This window comes from Enterococcus columbae DSM 7374 = ATCC 51263 (assembly GCF_000406925.1).
Lineage (GTDB): Bacteria > Bacillota > Bacilli > Lactobacillales > Enterococcaceae > Enterococcus_E > Enterococcus_E columbae.
In genome coordinates, this window is sequence record NZ_KE136349.1 from 15,481 (window position 1) to 33,256 (window position 17,776).

Consider the following 17,776-nt stretch of genomic DNA (forward strand, 5'->3'; position numbering starts at 1 on the left):
GCTTGGTTCTTTTTTGTTTTACGCTAATTTGACTGCGCCTGTATATAATTGATAGTATTCACCTTGCTTAGCAATTAATTCATCATGGGTACCACGTTCAATAATGCGTCCTTGATCTAATACCATAATCGCATCAGAATTACGAACAGTGGATAGACGATGGGCAATCACAAAGACCGTCCGTCCCTTCATCAATGAATCCATCCCTGCTTGAACAATACTTTCCGTCCGGGTATCGATGCTTGAAGTAGCTTCATCTAAAATTAACACCGGTGGATCAGCCACCGCCGCTCTAGCAATTGCTAATAGCTGCCGTTGCCCTTGAGAAAGTGAACCCCCATCGCCAGAAAGCTCTGTATCATAGCCCTTTGGTAATTGACGAATGAAGTGATCAGCATTGACTAATTTCGCTGCTGCATAGACTTCCTCATCGGTTGCATCAAGCTTACCATAACGGATATTTTCCTTAATCGTACCAGTAAATAAGTGGGTATCCTGTAAAACAATCCCTAGCGAACGACGTAAATCGCCTTTTTTCATTTGCTTCACATCAATCCCATCATAGGTAATCTGTCCTTTTTGAATATCGTAAAAACGATTGATCAAATTGGTGATGGTAGTTTTACCTGCCCCTGTAGCGCCGACAAAAGCAATTTTTTGACCAGGTTTAGCGAAAAGATTGATTTCATGTAAAATCGTCTTATCCTCACGATAACCAAAAGTCACTTCATTAAAGCGTACATCGCCTTTTAATTCAGTATATTGCACTTGACCTGTTGCATCCACACGTTTCCAAGCCCAATGACCTGTACGCTTGACACTTTCTTTCATCGTGCCATCTTCAGCCTTCACAATATTTACTAGCTCAACATGACCTTCATCACTTTCTGGTACTTCATCTAATAATTCAAAAATACGCTGCGCACCTGCTAAGGAAAGGATAATTGCATTAAATTGCTGTGAAATTTGGGAAATCGGCATGGTAATAGATTTCGTAAATTGCACAAATGAAGCAATACTTCCTAAAGTCAGAGCCGTAACCCCAGTAATAGAAAAAATCGCGCCCACCACTGCAGTTAATAGATACATAAAGTTACCGATATTCCCCATAATTGGCATCATAATATTAGCATAGGTATTCGCCTTGGTGGAATTTTCACGTAGCTCTTCGTTTAACGTAATAAACTGCTGAATGGCTGGCTTTTCGTGGTTGAAGACCTTCACGACCTTTTGACCTTCAATCATTTCTTCAATATAACCATTTAACTCACCAATAGCCTTTTGCTGCAAGGAGAAATATTTGCCACTTTTGGCCCCTAGATTACGAATCACAAAGACCATTAAGCCGACCATAAACAAAACAAAAATGGTCATAGGTACATCAATCATAAACATCGCAATAATCAAAGAAAGCACGCTAATTAAAGCAGCTAGGGTTTGCGGGATGGATTGACTAATCATTTGACGTAAGGTATCTGTATCATTGGTATAATGACTCATAATATCTCCTGTCGCATGACTATCGTAATAGCGAACAGGTAGCTTTTCCATATGAGCAAACATTTCATCACGAATATCTTTTAATACCCCTTGTGAAACAGTAACCATCGTACGGTTATACACATAAGTCAATAACGCGCCTGAAGCATATAACAAAGCCATCAAACCAATCACTTGCGCTAAAGGGAGAAAATTAGGCTGCTTTTGGCCGATTAACGGTAAGATATAACGGTCAATTAATTGTTTGGTAAAGCTAATCCCAATCGCATTCACCGCTGCACTAATCACGATACTAACTAACACCACGATTAAACGCCAACGATACTTCTTCCCTACATAAGATAAAATCCGACCAAAGATTTTTAAAGGATTGACCTTTGGCTGCATGCCATTATTCTTCACTGATACGTCCCCCTTTCACCTGTGATTCATAGACTTCACGATAGATTTGGTTATTGGCTAGTAATTCTTCATGGGTACCAATACCATTGATCTTACCTTCATCCATAACAATAATCTTATCCGCATCCTGAATCGAAGAAACACGTTGCGCCACGATGATTTTGGTCGTGTTCGGAATTTCTTCACTAAAGGCTTGACGAATTTTCGCATCAGTCTTGGTATCCACAGCACTCGTAGAATCATCTAAAATTAAAATTTTCGGTTTTTTCAGTAATGCACGCGCGATTGTTAGTCGTTGCTTTTGACCACCTGAAACATTGGTCCCGCCTTGATCCAATACTGTATCATATTGCTCAGGGAAGGTCGTAACGAATTGATCCGCTTGCGCTAATTGGGCCATGCGTCGAACTTCAGAAAGCGTAGCAGTCGCATCTCCCCAACGCAGGTTTTCTAAAATCGTACCAGAAAATAGCGTATTTTTTTGTAGCACCATGGCAATTTGATCACGTAATGTCACCAAATCATATTCCTTCACATTACGACCACCGACGAATACCTCGCCTTCAGTTACATCATAAAGTCTTGGAATCAACTGAATTAAACTAGACTTCCCACTACCTGTTCCCCCGATAATCCCAATTGTTTCACCAGAAGCAATCTGTAAATCAATATTGGCTAAATCGGCTTCTTCTGCTTCAGGATAATATTTAAACGATACATTTTTAAATTCAATCGAACCATCTGCTAGTTGTTCAACTGCGTGTTCTGGATTGGTTAAAGTAGAGTTTTCGGTTAGTACGGCGGCTACCCGTTCACATGAAGCTTCTGAAATGACAATCATCACAAAAATCATTGAAAACATCATCAAGCTACTTAAAATTTGCATCATATACATGATAAATGAGGTCAAAGAACCCGCACTCATCGCCCCAGACACTACAAACTTCGCTCCAAACCAATAAACCGCTAATAATGAGCTATAAATTGCCAATTGCATCACCGGACTATTTAAAGCGATAATTTTTTCTGCTTTCATAAAGACTTGTTTAATTTTGTCAGAAGCATCGTGGAAGCGTTCGATTTCTTTTTCTTCGCGAACAAACGACTTCACCACTCGTACACCGTTAATCACTTCTTGAACGGTCTGATTCAAATGATCGTATTGACGAAACACCTTAACAAAATAAGGATGCACCTTAAATACGATACCAATTAAGGCCGCCCCTAAAATGGGAATAACCACTAAAATAATTAAAGATAAGCGCCAGTTCGTATAGGCCGCCATTAAAAAGGCAAACACAATCATAAATGGTGCACGAATCACCGTTTTCAATACCATCTGAAAAGCAAATTGAATATTGGTAATATCTGTCGTTAAACGAGTAATTAAACTCGGTGTCGAAAAACGATCGATATTTTCAAATGAGAAAGTTTGGATATTTTTATAAATATCTTCACGCAAATTGGCAGCAAAACCTGCTGATGCATCGGATGAATATTTTCCGCCTAAAATACCAAACGTCATAGAGATTAGTGCAATCACACACATCATTAAACCGATTTGGATAATATAGTGAATATCCTTTTGCTCAAAACCCTGGTCTAAAACCTTCGCCATCAAAAACGGCAAAAGCATTTCAGCAAAGACTTCTCCGGCTAAAAAAATCATTGTCAATACCGAGGGCTTCACATATTGACGCAAAGATTTAGCTAATGTTTTATACAAAGAAATCGTCCTCCTTTAAACGTTGATGATTATGCATTTTTTGATAAATCGTTTGAATCGTCTGAATGGTTATCTCAATCGCTTTAGGATCAATATCTGCTAGTAAACGTGCATTGTCCACATGAAAATCATAGATTAATTCACGATAAGCTGCTTGGCCTTTTTTGGTTAATTCAACATTAATAATCCGGCGATCTTCTGGATTCTCCACTTTTTTGACATAACCATTTTGTTCTAGTTCACCAAAGCTTTTGGTCACACTCGGCATGGTCGTACCAATGCGATGCGCCACATCACTGATTTTCACTGACTCTTGGCTTTGCATTAAATCATACAACACCTTTAACTGATAAATTTGCTGACGACGTAAATCCTTTGGTGGTACTGGTAAAAATTGCAGTGTCTTTTTCGCCAAAATACAGGCGGCAATATAACGTTCAGAAACTTCCCAATCCATCATTATTCTCCTTACTTATCAAAAATAATTACTTTAAGTAACTATTTCATTATACTGCCATTCATTTCATTTTCAATAGTTATTGAAAATTTTAAGAAAGATTAGGATAGCTAACTAATAATCTAAATGAGTTTGCCTAATAAAAATAAGTCACCTCAGTAAATCAAGCTTTCGGCAAGCTAGTCAGGCTAGCTACAAAAGCTTTCAAGTGATGGATTTTTCTACCAGACCAAAGCTACTTTGCTTAGCGTTAACTAACTTGCCTCACAGCCATAAACGCAAAAAGTCCGGAACAAAATCATTCCAGACTCTTTGGGCAATCGTTGAACTTGTTTTAGCAGATTAAGCTCAAAAAAAAGCCAGCCTTGATTCATCTAGCCAGCTTACAACAGACAACTATTTTGGTATAATCATTAAGTAATAAGAAGTTATGACGGTTGCAAATCCAATCAAGGTAGGTGATGCTTATGCAAAATCTAACTGAAAGGAGAAGCATTTTGTCTATTGCTGAAGCATTGGGCTTAATGATAAACTTTGGAACGTTTATCCTTGCTCTGATTGCCTTAGTGGTAACACTAATCAAAAACATAAACAAAAAATAACCGTCCTATAACTTTTGCGGAGTTGAAAACGGCTATTTTTTGTCATTAAAATTCTGCAACCGTCTTAAACGGCTTATTACCTAGAGGGACTGTTGCAAGCAGTTCCTCTTTTCATCTACATCATAGCACATATTTTGGCTTATGTAAAAAATTTTTATGATATTAAAGACTAGCATGGACCTGTTTTGGTCAAGCTAGAACCCTCTTATTAAATCAAATCAGCATACCTACAAAAAAGCCCTAATACCTACTCACTTCGAGGGTACTAGGGCTTAAGCTTATTTTTTCAAAATCAACATCACAGCAATACGCAAGGCAATTACAGCCATGACAATACTATAAATGAGTGGATCTTGTAGCCAGATCATCAAACGACCAAGCTGAGGAATTCTAAATTGATAACTACCTACATAATCATCCGCAGTTACCTCTACCAAGTCATTGACATTATTGGCATCCCCACGTGTTTGCAATTTATCGCCAACGTGTTGCATCACACGGTGCGTTACCAAAACATTTTCTTGTTTAAAGCTGATAATTTCCTTATCCTGCACTTGTTCAAAAGGCTTACTTTTTACGATAATATAATCCCCTACTTTTAAGGTTGGCTCCATACTACCACTAATTACCGTATAGCCTCGATACCCTAACAAACCTGCGCGCTGTGGTGCTGAAAAATAGTTCAAGGCTGCTAAACTACAGACACATACCACTAAAACAGTTAATAGTACATTCAATACGATTCTAACCTTTGCCATCTTTACCCTCATTTGTTAATTTTTTTACGTGAATTAATTCATTTTGATTCGTTCGGTCATAGATATATTCACCTGAATCAGTCTCCAATGTCATTTTGACATGCTCAATCGGCTTTTCTGTCTTGGTTCCACTGACAAGCTGCTCATGTAAAGTCGGCAGATAACTCATAAACTTGCTAGGAGTCGCTCCAGCCTTGACATCCACCTTAGCATAAATGACTAAATGCTTCAAATCTACATTCGTTTCAATTGCTAAATCAAAAATATTCGATAAGTTCTCTTTAAAAATCGCCTGCAATGGATAAATCATTCGATACCACAAAATCTGTGTTTTAGCAGAAATATAAAAATCAATCTCCTGCACTTCCCCCGGTTGATCGAGTGGATCAAAGGATTCCTTGCTTACTGGCTGAATCAAACGAATCACCTGTGGACGTTTGGCATACTGATAAATTTCCTTTCCATAATCAATCAACTCAGTCTCACTCATTGGTCGATCAATAATGACCTCATGATAAACCGAAGTATTATACAATGGATCTTCTTTTACTAAGGTTGCCAAATAGTTTTCGTTTGTGACATTCGCCTTGTTGACATTTTTCTTCAATTGATAACTAGTCGCCATCATTGTGATAAAAATCATAAAAACCCCAACGTAAGCAATCCATCTTGGCAGATGAATCCCCTTAGACATTTCATCACATCTTTTCTTGTTTTACTCCCACGAGTTTAATGTAGCGAAACTTAAAATAAATAGCAACCTAAAAGATAAAATTGTTAGGAATTTTTCATTAAAATTATAGAAGGATATTAGTAAAAAATTCTAAGCCTGGTTACTTTCAGTTTGTGATTGATCAGTCGATTCTACCGGTTGAATGTAGATTAGCCGATTTTGGAAGCTGCGATCGTAAAGATATTCACCAGTATCAGTATGCAAATTCATTTGTAGTCTTAGCTTTTCTTTACTGTTAAACTCCTCTAGCAATAAATCATGCAAAGCCGGTAAATAACCCATAAAGGTTGCTGGCTCAATATCAGGCTGCACCTTTACATCAGCGTACACTACACTTTCTTTTAAATTCGCTTGAAAGTCCACCTTTAGATCAAAAATTTCCGGTAGCTTTTCTTTAAACGTGGCATTTAACGGATAAGTCAACACATACCAAAGAACCTGTTGCTTTTGCGAAATGTAAAAATCCACTTCCTCCAAATGTCCTTTAGGGTGATTAGCTGAAGCCGCCAATTTTTCAGGTTGTAAAAGTCGAACCACTGTCGGCTGCTGACTCTCATCAAAAACCATTTGTCCGTAGTGCAATAACTCACTTTCAGATAACTCCTTGGCTACCTTATCTTCTCGATAGCTCGCTTGATTGTAGATCGGATTGTCCTCTACAAGCGTGGCTAAATAGTGACCATTCGGTAGATTCCTTTTATTAATATGCATTTTTAACGCATAGGTTGAAAGAAACATCGAAATAAATACAGCCACCAATAATACATACAGTATTTTCTTATTATTCCACGACGGATGATGCATTGAATCATTTCTTTCTAAATATAAAATAATGTAACAACAGCTTTTTATCTAGCCCACCATAAAAATTTGTTGCATATTTATTTATCGGTTAAAAAGTGAAAGGCTTAATAGTAAAAAAACAAAAAAATAGAGCAACAAGTACTAGCTAACCTGTTGCTCTATCTATTCGCAAAGAATGATTAGAAAGTTATCTTATTTTTCTAAAGATAAATCTGAATTGGAGAAGGCACGATCTAAAATACTGCCTTCATTTTGCGTAAGAGTTACGGTAATTTCACGCAAGATATTGGCTAATGGTACATCTTGAATGATTTTCGCATCATTTCTAACTGCTACAACTAGCTCAATATCGAGATATTCACCGGCTGAAACACTGATTGCCTCATCCGTATAGCTTGCATCTGCATCAGTTGGAATAGAAGCAAAGGCTGTCTGAAACCCATCTGCTGAAAAGGCAGGCGCTTCTCCATCAGCTGTTAACTGCCCTTTTTTCACATATAAAGCTCCTGTAATATTTTCCAAAGCTTCATTGGCTACGTGCCCCCAACTAATAACGGTTGCAATCTTTTCTTTAGATGTCCCTGTCACCCTTAAACGCACAGTCTTACGAAAGACATCGCCACCGGTTACGTTGTTAAAGGTCATCCCATCCGTTCCCACTAAATAACGATTATAACTTGACAATTTGAAGGTATCCACTAAACTAGGTGCTACATTTGCCATCGTATTACCGACATACACCCAATCAAATTCGCCAAATTGCTTGTAATTATCGTTGTTGTTATTGGTATCGTCAGGATTACTTGGATTCGTTGGCGTATTCCCATTATCGTCTGGAGTCGTGCCTGGATTATCAGGCGTTGTGCCCCCATTATCACCGCTATCTCCACTACTGTTATCTCCACCGTTAGCATTTCCCCCATCACTTGGCGTGGTTGGTTGGTTTTCTTGCTGATAACCAGTGCCAATACCACTTTGTTGAGGTGTGCTATTGGTAGTAGGTGTTTGATTCGTGCTGGATGCATTATTCTGCGGTGTCGCTGTGCCAGCAAGGACAGGATTGGCAGTATTGACTGCTTGTCCTGCACTTGCTGTACCATCGCCACTATTGACCGTACCATTCCCATCACCCAGTTGAACCGACTTGCCATCATCTAGCTTTACCTTGGCTTTAGCAAGGCTAGTCGAAGTGGTGAAGTAAGAATACGTTCCATAGGTCGCAAAACCGATAAACAATAGTAATAGTAGTAACAACGAATATCTTCTACGCCGTTTGGCTTGTTCATCCTGCGTATTCCCTGACGCTAACCATTCCTTCCATAACATTTTTAACTTTGTTGACATGATTGTTGTCCTTTCAAATAGACTAACGAGAAAATTTTTAACTTAAATGAAACGCTGGTAATTTAATTCTACCTGTTGATGATCTAATCTCAACATTTTGAGCAATAATTCCACCTCGTACATGTCCATTACTCTCAACATCTACCGACATATTAGGGGCTAAAATTGTCCCAACAAAACTATTTTTTATTATTAATTTGCTAACACCACTCATAGAAAAATTCCACAATACCCCAGCAGATTGAGGAGACGAAGTACCATTATACTTGATTTCAGGAGTAATTGATACTTCCGTTAGGTTCGTATCTTCATAAACATTGATAATAACGACTTTATTTGTAGAATTAACAATATTTAATGAGGTTAAATTATTACACAAATACGAAATTGGTAACTTCAAAAGAACATAATCCTTATTATCAGATGAAGTAACATCTATCTGTTGATTATTTTTATCATTGAATGATAATGCTGAAATAGTCTTGGCACGGTCATTGATCTTTTCACTACTTAGTGATGTTAATTTAGTAAATTCACTATCAATATCGATATATTTACTATTCACAGCATCTTTCATAATTATTGGAGGATTAGTAAATTTAATATTTGAATAATCAACACTATTACCAAAAATAAATTTTGAATTTTTATCTGAAACTACCTGTGTATTCACACTCAAACTATTTGCAAAATAATTGATTAAGCCCTTAGAATTAAAATCTGCTTTCATAATAGCATTTTTAGTAACAATATTTATATTATTTTCCTGGGAAACAGAGTATGATACTCTATCTTTGGCAAATATATGGAAATAGCCAGCAATTCCTAAATCACCTAAATCTTCAGGTAAGTCATTATAAATTCCTGAACTCCGTGGTGTAAGTGATAAATATTTTATCAAAGTTGTTATAGACGCACCACCGACAGAAGTTGCGCTTATATCAAATCTAAAATGATTGACATCCAAATTGGCGGTTACGTCAGAAATTTGAGTAAAACGAACCTTTAATGAAAGATTACCATCCGGCTTTCCGCTTTCTTTGTTTAACGAAATATTTGGACTATCTGAATTCCAAGTTGTTCCACCATCTAAACTATACTCAACTTTATATAATGAATTCCAATTTTCAATATTATTCTTGTTGCTATTTTGTAAATTTACCGCTAATTGAATATTTGATAAAAATAGAGACGTGCCATTTTTTATAGTCATGTCTATCGTTTTAGAATCAGAAGAATTTGTATTACTAAAATCAAGATTTTGTACATTAAATGAACATTCTAATCCAGTAGTTTTCATGGAAGTAACACTAATCTTTTCCTCTTTAATCTCCGAAGCATCTGTTAAATATGCCCAAGTAAATTTAAAGGTGAAGATAAAAACAACAATTAATGACAATAATAGCCAAACATTTCTTTTTGTCATTTCTTATCTTCCTTTCCAGAATATATTTTTTGTAAATAATTATGTGCATCAATAGTAATTGTTGGCAAGCTCTGTTCAAAAAGTGTACCGTTTTTATCATCACTGTTAAATCTCAATAAAACCATAATTCTAAGTGTCTGACCATTTTTTATAAATTTATCATTACTATCATTTACAGGCCATAAGGAAGAATAAAATAGTGCACCACTGTTAAAAATCTCTCGATCGGTTTTTTGTGCTTTAGGATCAATGACATAATATTTACCTATAATTTGAAAATTATTTTCTTTAGTATTTTCATCTTGATTAGTCATATTAGTCATATTAATCGTATAAACAGCAGGATTATTTCTAGTGTCATCTTTTTTGTATTCTATATCAAATACTCGATAAAAAGTGTCTCCTTGTTTTACATTTTTGAAAGTATTACTTGTTATTATTTTTGATTTATCTAATGCTAAAGGCGTTCCATCCTGATTGAGTAAATCACCATTGATAGGCACATTTTGATAGTCAGTCATTGAAATATCATCAATTGAAATAATAGTTTTTTTTGTTTCTTGATCATATTTAAATTCCTTATAATTACCAACATATTTCCAATTTGAATCACTGATAGAATCTGAAAAATGTACCGAGCCTTTGTTCAAACTTATATTAGTTCGAGCCGTTTTCATAGATAGTAACCTAGCCTGAGTAAAATGATAACTAGATACAAGAAGCAATACAATCATCACTATACCCAAAAGTGAGAATATAATTCTTTTTCTCAAGAGTAATCACCCACTTTATTATTTTTTCTCTAGATGATTCTTAACTGTTAATTCAATACCATCGTAAATTTCCTTACCATTTTGAGTAGTTACTTGTTGTGGTAGGTCTCCAAACTGAGCAATATCATTATAGTCATTGGTCTTCATCCTAATTGTGTAGGCAATTGTAATCGTGTCATCTTTTTTTATCTGAATATCCGATAATGACACGCCCGTTGTTGTTATATCACTATATTTAGGTAAACTAAGACCACTAATATTTGTTACCAAACTTACTCCATCCTTATTATTAACGGAATATTTAACAATATAGTCGAATGTCTTCTTAAATTTAGTCCAGTTATCATTTTCTGTACTCTGATGATTCCATACTAACTTCATCGATAAATCAGCTGCATTACTACCACTATAAGTAAAGGTGACTTTTTTTCTAAAAGTATCCCCGGGAACTATTTGAGAAAAATTATTGCCAGTTTGTACCTTCGACCAATCTTCCACATTTTTTTCACCAAGCTTTAAATCTGGATTCACATATTTGCCAGAATAAGGCGGTGTAGTATTTAAGTCACTTAGCTGACCTATATCATAATTAGAAGCACTTGTAACAGACTCCTCTGTAGAGCTCCCCTCAACATTCGATGTGTTCCCAAGATAAGTCCAACCAGGATCATTAACATCACTAAGTTTTACCGTCCCCTTATTCAAGGTTAAATTAGTATTCGCAGTTTTTGAATCACTGAAATAAGAATACGTACCCACGCCAGTTGCGACTAAAGCTGCTGCACTAGCGACAACACCTAAACTTACCAATTTATGTGTTTTCACATATTTACTCAGTTTTTGCATTTTCATCATAGTTTTCTTGCTCCTTTCCCTTTTCAGAACCTCTTTTGAAAAAACTATAAATGACAATTGACATAATTAAGACTGCACCAGCAATCCATAGATATGGGTGTAATAATAATTCAGGAAGGCGACCAAGCATTGGAATAATAAAAATCATTTTACCAATAAAGTGATCTTTAGTTACTGTAAAGTCATCCACCGCATTATTGGCATCCCCTTGCATGGTTAAGCCCTTAGCAGTTACTTCTTTTACACGATGCGTAACCACGGTATGATCATCGATATTATAAGAAATGACATCGCCTTTTTTGATTGAATTAAAATCAACCATCTTATCCACGACATAATCCCCAGCTGAAAAGGTCGGCTGCATACTATTACTTAATACTGTATAGCCCTTAAAACCAAAAAAGCCCTTTCCATTTGGCGCAGAATTTGCATTGACTAAGATACCGATTAAGACTACGAAAATCAAAATGGTACCTAATATATTTAAAATTCCATGTATTGTTTTCTTCATAATCTCACTTTCATAAATACAGTAAAAGGATGCTTTTCCAAGCATCCAATTATGCCTCAGCATCCTTTTACCTATTATTCGTTAATATTATTAGTTAGATTGTGCAGCTGATGAAGCACCACTTAACATTGTATCTTGAGCTAATGTAATTGTTACTTGACGTGCAATCTTAGCTAATAACAAGTTAGTAGCAGTAGCATCATCCTTAACCATTACAACTAATTCTACATCAATGTAATCTCCTGCTTTAACTTTATCTGATAAAGTCACTGATTGACTAGTTGCAGTGAAATCAAAACCTTCAGCAAAAGCAGCTACATTAAAAGTAGTTTCAGAATTTAAAGTAGTTTGCGCAGCCTTACGATAATAAAGTGCACCAGTTACATTATTTAATGTAGTATCAGTACCTTTCCATTCAATCTTAGCTGTTGCAGGAATAGTAGAATCTCCATTAACTTTTAGACGAACAGTTTTACGGAAGATATCACCACCAGTTACATTTGAGAAAATCTTACCTACAGTTCCATCTGCTGTTTCAGTAACATATTTGTTGAATTGAGTTAATTTATCTGAAGCTACTAATAAGTTTGATAAATCTGATTGACCTTCTTTGTTACCTACATAAATCCAGTCAAATTCATGGAAAGATTTGAAGTTATTTGCTCCATTTTCACCTACAGTACTTGTAGATCCATCTCCATTACTATTACCAGAAGAATCTGTACTTGCTGGATTAACTACTGTATCAGATGTACTATCAGCAATCCCATTTTGATTACTTGCAGAACCAGAATCAGTACCTAATGTATACTGTTTCGCACCATTCAACGTTAAATGACCTTTAGTAGTTGAAGTTGAACTTGTGAAGTAAGCATAAGTTCCGTAAGTTGCAAAGCCGATAAATAATAATGCTAATAATAGCAATGAGTAGCGACGATGCGCATTCTTTTTGTTTGATTCTTTCCCTAACATTTTTTTGTTTGTTGACATGTGTTAAATCCCTTTCCTTTCTGTTTTTACATAAGTTTTCCACATAAAATTTGTCGAGCTATCCTCTCAACAGATTAGATTATATACATTCTAAATTGACTTGACAAGTAGAAAAATAATAAAAAACACTTATATAACAATATTTTTACATGTATAACTAAATTTATTTAATAGTTATTTTATTTATTCTCTTCGAAAAGTAAACTATTTTACCCCAATTTATAAGGTTTTTTCTTTACATTTCTTTAAAAATTTCTTTACATAATTGTTTACAAAAAATTTTTTAAAAATATAATTTTTTTGATTAAATAATTTCAATAACTTATGTTGAAACAAAAAATATTCATTTTTCGTTAACCTAAAATCAGAAATAGGTTGATATATAAAGGATTGAGCGTTTGATAGATATTCATTTTTGTGAAAGTGAATACTTTCACTATACTATATATCTATTATATAAGTTATGTTTTTTAACTTAAATATAAAGAAATTTAGATCTATTTTGATAATTAAACGTTGATTTGTAAAGTTTCCATACGTTTTATTTCATAAAAATTGCTATACGTAAATCATTTTACTTCGATTATTTTACAAGATAAGGCACTCTTTCACTAATGAAAAGCGTTATGGAAACCGTCCCACTTTTTCCCAGCTTTAACTAACAATTTTACTTTCATTCAATCAATAAAACACGTACATTTGTAAAAAAATGCTAGTTTCTTCTATTATAATGTATTTACGGAACCACCCTTTTTTGTTCCATATAAAAAGCAAGCGATTTGTTTAGCTGTACTCAGCTAAACAAATCGCTTGCTTGAATGACCTTGATTTAAGAAAGTCGCATTTTAAAATCTTCGTAACCGAACTGACGAACGACCTGCCAGTGATTATGGGCATCAACCGCTAGAATACTTGCTAGTGGCATTCCGTTAAAGGTGTTGGTTTTTACCATCGAGTAAATCGCCATATCGCAGAAAATCAGACGATCACCAATTTGTAATTCGTGATCAAAGGAATAGCTGCCGATGATATCTCCAGCTAAACAAGTCGGTCCACCCAATTGATAGGTATACGCCTTTTCCCCTGGTTTACCACTATTGATGATGTGTGGGCGATAAGGCATTTCTAAGACATCTGGCATGTGACAGGTTGCTGAAGTGTCTAAGATGGCATTTGTCACTCCATGATTTTGGGTAATATCTAGTACACTTGCGACTAGATAGCCGGCGTTTAAGGCAATCGCCTCACCCGGTTCTAAGTAGACTTCTACTTGGTATTTGTTTTTAAACGTTTTAATTACCTCAATAAGCGTGTCTACCTTATAGTCAGCTCTAGTTATATGGTGTCCTCCACCGAAGTTCACCCACTTCATTTTAGGCAGATATTGGGCGAACTTTTCTTCAAAGGCTTGTAAGGTGGTAATCAAATCATCGACGTTTTGCTCACAAAGCGTGTGAAAGTGCAAGCCATCGATGCCAGTTAGCTCTTCACCTGCTAAATCTTCTGCCAAAATCCCTAAGCGTGAGCCGGGTGCACAAGGATCATAGATTGCATGCCCTTCTTGGGTCGAGCATTCTGGATTCACTCTTAGACCAAATGATTTCCCACTAGCTAAGGCAACTTCTTTATATCGTTTCCATTGTGAGAGCGAATTGAATAGAATATGGTCACAAATCGGTAATAATTCAAGTAGCTCTTCTTGACGATAGGCTGGGGAAAAGACGTGGGTTTCTTTCCCAAATTGTTCCTTGCCTAGGCGTGCTTCATAGATACCACTAGCAGTGGTACCATCCAGATACTCGCTAATCAACGGATAAAAGTGAAACATAGAGAAAGCTTTTTGGGCTAGTAAAATTTTCGCCCCACTCTCTTTGCGGACACGCTTTAAGATTTCAAGATTTTTACGCAATAACTTTTCTTCAACGACAAAGCTTGGTGTGGGCACACTATAGGCGTCCCATTTAATCATCGGTTCCATTAGTCTTCCACCAAAGTAGGATTGAAGTCTTCTACCCATGGTAAACCCCATTGATTTAGTGCTTCCATGAAAGCATCTGGATCTAATTCTTCTACGTTATGCACACCTGGTTTGTTCCAAGTACCGTTGACTACTAACATCGCACCGATCATCGCTGGTACCCCAGTTGTATAAGAAACCGCTTGTGAGCCGACTTCCTTGTAGCATGCTTCGTGATCACATACATTGTAAACATAGTAGTTCACTGGTTTGCCATCTTTTACTCCTTGATAGATACAACCGATATTGGTTTTTCCTTTGGTACGTGGGCCTAAAGAAGCTGGATCAGGTAAAACGGCTTTTAGGAATTGTAATGGAATAATTTCTTTGCCTTCAAACATAATTGGTTCAATGCTGGTCATGCCGACATTTTCTAAGCATTTCAAGTGAGTTAAGTAGCTTTGACCAAATGTCATGAAGAAGCGAATACGTTGGATCCCTTTAATATTCAGAGCTAAAGATTCGATTTCTTCATGGTGTAATAAGTACATATCACGTGGGCCTACTTGTGGGAAGTCATATACTTTTTTGATTTCCATTGGTTCCGTTTCAACCCAATGACCATCTTCCCAGTAGCTGCCTTTTGCGGATACTTCACGAATATTGATTTCAGGGTTGAAGTTGGTCGCAAATGGATAGCCATGATCGCCTGCGTTACAGTCAAGAATATCAATTTGATGAATTTCATCAAAATAGTGTTTTTGGGCATAAGCAGAAAAGACACCGGTTACCCCTGGATCAAAGCCAGAGCCTAAGATGGCAGTGATTCCCGCTTTTTCAAATTTTTCACGGTATTCCCATTGCCATTTGTATTCAAATTTGGCTGTATCTTCTGGTTCATAGTTGGCAGTATCTAGATAGTGTGTCTTCGTTGCCAAGCAAGCATCCATAATCGTTAAATCTTGGTATGGTAAGGCTAAGTTAATCACGATATCTGGATTGAACGCTTCAATTAAAGCGATTAATTCATCGACATTGTTGGCATCGACTTGCGCAGTAGAGATTTTGCAACCTTGACCATCTAATTTTTCTTTCAAGGCATCACATTTTGCCTTAGTTCTTGAAGCGATACAAATTTCTTCAAAGACTTCACTATTTTGTACACATTTATGTACGGTTACACTTGCGACGCCACCTGCGCCAATAATTAGAGCTTTTGCCATATTTTTATTCCTCTTTTCTATTGTTAGTTAATTGCTAGTAATAATTCACGCACGACTTTACATGCTAAAGCAGTTGAAGCACCACTTTGGTCTAAAGCTGGTGATAACTCATTGACATCTAAAGCGACAATATTTAACTGACTAAGTAGCTTTAAGCTTTCGATAAATTCCATAAAGAAAATGCCCCCAGCTTCCGGTGTCCCAGTTCCTGGAAAAGCAGCTGGATCAAAAACATCTAGGTCAATGGTTAAATAAATCGGTGTATCTTTTAAGGCTGCGACCGTTTCTTTTAAACCAGCTAAACTATATTTGTGTAAATTCGTATGCGCTTTGGCAAATTGAAATTCGGCACGTTCACCAGAGCGAATACCGAATTGATGAATCTTGCCATCGCCTAAAAAATCATGAATCCGACGAATCACTGTCGCATGGGATAATTTAGCGTCTAGGTAATCATCGCGTAAGTCTGTGTGGGCATCGAATTGAATCACCTGTAAATCTGGATATTTTTCAAAGGCTGCCTCAACAGCTGGCAAGGTCACCAAATGCTCGCCACCAATCATAAAGGGACGTTTGTTTAAAGCCAAAATTTCCGCAGCACGTTTGCGAATATCAGCTAATGCCAAATCGACACGACCAAAGGATAACTCCAAATCTCCGGAATCAAAGACCTTGATGTCTTCTAAATCCTTATCTTGATAAGGACTATAAGTTTCTAATCCAAATGATTCCCCACGAATCGCTTTACTTGCAAAGCGGGTACCTGGTCGATAAGAAGTTGTTGAATCATACGGTGCCCCAAAAAGGACAGTGCTTGCTTCTTCTAAGGAAGCATCACAAGCGATAAAGGTTTCTACGTTTGGTTGTAACATCACATCATCTCCTTAATATAATTTGGTAAAGCAAATGCGCCTTGGTGTAAAGCGACATTATAAAACTTAGTTGGAATCGCTAGGCCCTCCCATTGTGCTGCCTTTAAATCATTTAAAGGCTGGCTTTGCTTAGAGGAATAGCCAAATAATAAATAGCCGGCTGCATAGGTCGGAATACTTGCCATATAGACAAAATTATTTTCAAAGACCGAAGTTAGGCGATTTCTAATATGCATAAACGCTTCTACATCTTCTTGGTAAAAAGCATTGGCATGCTGACTAATTAAGGTACCATTGGCTTTTAAAGCGTTATAACAGCTACCGTAAAATTCACGAGTGAATAAACTTTCGTTAACCCCAAACGGATTGGCCGAATCGACAATAATCAAGTCATATTCGTCTTCTTTACGGCGGACAAATTTTAAAGCATCTTGAATCGACAAATGCACACGCTCATCTTGAAAGGCTTCAGTCGTTGGTGGGAAGAATTGCTGACAGATTTGGACTAATTGCGCATCCAACTCCACTACATCAATATGCTCAATGGTTTGATATTTACATAATTCCTTTAAAACGCCCCCATCACAGCCACCGATAACCAAAACCTTTTTAATTTCTGGCTGCACCGCCATGGGTACATGCACCATCATTTCACTATAGAAAAACTCATCTTTTTCCGTACTAATTAACTCACCATCTAAGGTCAAAATGCGGCCAAATTCTTTTGAATCTAAAATCGCAATATGTTGATATTCTGTGTGGTGGCTATAGATTTCACGTTCCACATTAATCGATAGACGAACATCATCCACATGATATTCTGAATACCATAAATCCATCTAC

General features: G+C 36.4%; 17 protein-coding genes. 1 reads left to right on the forward strand and 16 read right to left on the reverse strand.

Annotated elements, in window-relative coordinates; all coding sequences use genetic code 11:
- Window positions 1–18 precede the first annotated feature (18 nt).
- From RK02_RS07820 to RK02_RS07830, 3 genes are read right to left on the reverse strand one after another with little or no spacing between them, the layout of a single operon-like run.
- A complete protein-coding gene (locus tag RK02_RS07820; RefSeq protein ID WP_016183693.1) occupies window positions 19–1,902 on the reverse strand; it encodes an ABC transporter ATP-binding protein in 1,884 nt (627 codons plus the stop codon).
- A complete protein-coding gene (locus RK02_RS07825) occupies window positions 1,892–3,628 on the reverse strand; it encodes an ABC transporter ATP-binding protein (RefSeq protein ID WP_016183694.1) in 1,737 nt (578 codons plus the stop codon). The genes RK02_RS07820 and RK02_RS07825 overlap by 11 nt, the downstream gene beginning before the upstream one ends.
- Window positions 3,621–4,085, reverse strand: coding sequence for a MarR family winged helix-turn-helix transcriptional regulator (locus RK02_RS07830; RefSeq protein WP_016183695.1), 465 nt, complete (start codon window positions 4,083–4,085; stop codon window positions 3,621–3,623). Before RK02_RS07830 ends, RK02_RS07825 begins: the two co-directional genes overlap by 8 nt.
- 467 nt (window positions 4,086–4,552) lie before the next feature.
- On the opposite strand from RK02_RS07830, the gene RK02_RS12145 reads away from it, so the two are divergent.
- Complete coding sequence (locus RK02_RS12145; RefSeq protein ID WP_018451797.1) at window positions 4,553–4,687, forward strand: putative holin-like toxin; 135 nt, start codon at window positions 4,553–4,555, stop codon at window positions 4,685–4,687.
- A 278-nt stretch (window positions 4,688–4,965) separates the two neighbouring features.
- Here RK02_RS12145 and RK02_RS07835 read toward each other — a convergent pair whose 3' ends face one another.
- The 13 genes from RK02_RS07835 to speE form a co-directional block, all read right to left on the reverse strand.
- The gene (locus RK02_RS07835; protein ID WP_016183696.1) at window positions 4,966–5,445 is read right to left on the reverse strand and encodes a signal peptidase I; all 480 of its coding nucleotides are present in this window, start codon (window positions 5,443–5,445) and stop codon (window positions 4,966–4,968) included.
- Entirely contained in the window at window positions 5,432–6,139 is a 708-nt protein-coding gene (locus tag RK02_RS07840) for a hypothetical protein (protein WP_016183697.1), read from the reverse strand. Before RK02_RS07840 ends, RK02_RS07835 begins: the two co-directional genes overlap by 14 nt.
- 129 nt (window positions 6,140–6,268) lie before the next feature.
- Window positions 6,269–6,982, reverse strand: a complete 714-nt coding sequence (locus tag RK02_RS07845) for a hypothetical protein (RefSeq protein WP_245555699.1) — start codon at window positions 6,980–6,982, stop codon at window positions 6,269–6,271.
- A gap of 192 nt (window positions 6,983–7,174) precedes the next feature.
- Window positions 7,175–8,326, reverse strand: a complete 1,152-nt coding sequence (locus RK02_RS07850; protein ID WP_016183699.1) for a hypothetical protein — start codon at window positions 8,324–8,326, stop codon at window positions 7,175–7,177.
- Window positions 8,327–8,363: 37 nt separating this feature from the next.
- Complete coding sequence (locus RK02_RS07855) at window positions 8,364–9,752, reverse strand: collagen-binding domain-containing protein (RefSeq protein WP_016183700.1); 1,389 nt, start codon at window positions 9,750–9,752, stop codon at window positions 8,364–8,366.
- Window positions 9,749–10,525, reverse strand: a complete 777-nt coding sequence (locus RK02_RS07860; protein ID WP_245555701.1) for a hypothetical protein — start codon at window positions 10,523–10,525, stop codon at window positions 9,749–9,751. Before RK02_RS07860 ends, RK02_RS07855 begins: the two co-directional genes overlap by 4 nt.
- Before the next feature lie 18 nt (window positions 10,526–10,543).
- On the reverse strand, window positions 10,544–11,380 hold the full coding sequence (locus RK02_RS07865) for a SipW-dependent-type signal peptide-containing protein (RefSeq protein WP_016183702.1): 837 nt from the start codon (window positions 11,378–11,380) through the stop codon (window positions 10,544–10,546).
- Window positions 11,355–11,891, reverse strand: a complete 537-nt coding sequence (locus tag RK02_RS07870) for a signal peptidase I (RefSeq protein ID WP_245555703.1) — start codon at window positions 11,889–11,891, stop codon at window positions 11,355–11,357. The genes RK02_RS07865 and RK02_RS07870 overlap by 26 nt, the downstream gene beginning before the upstream one ends.
- Before the next feature lie 90 nt (window positions 11,892–11,981).
- Window positions 11,982–12,881 (reverse strand): hypothetical protein, encoded by a 900-nt coding sequence (locus RK02_RS07875; protein ID WP_016183704.1) that lies wholly within the window; start codon window positions 12,879–12,881, stop codon window positions 11,982–11,984.
- 829 nt (window positions 12,882–13,710) lie between these two features.
- Window positions 13,711–14,859: a carboxynorspermidine decarboxylase gene (gene nspC / locus RK02_RS07880; RefSeq protein ID WP_016183705.1), complete on the reverse strand. Its 1,149-nt coding sequence runs from the start codon at window positions 14,857–14,859 to the stop codon at window positions 13,711–13,713.
- Entirely contained in the window at window positions 14,859–16,061 is a 1,203-nt protein-coding gene (locus RK02_RS07885; RefSeq protein ID WP_016183706.1) for a saccharopine dehydrogenase family protein, read from the reverse strand. The genes nspC and RK02_RS07885 overlap by 1 nt, the downstream gene beginning before the upstream one ends.
- 23 nt (window positions 16,062–16,084) lie before the next feature.
- Complete coding sequence (gene speB / locus RK02_RS07890; RefSeq protein WP_016183707.1) at window positions 16,085–16,933, reverse strand: agmatinase; 849 nt, start codon at window positions 16,931–16,933, stop codon at window positions 16,085–16,087.
- The gene (gene speE, locus RK02_RS07895; RefSeq protein WP_016183708.1) at window positions 16,933–17,772 is read right to left on the reverse strand and encodes a polyamine aminopropyltransferase; all 840 of its coding nucleotides are present in this window, start codon (window positions 17,770–17,772) and stop codon (window positions 16,933–16,935) included. The genes speB and speE overlap by 1 nt, the downstream gene beginning before the upstream one ends.
- Window positions 17,773–17,776 lie beyond the last annotated feature (4 nt).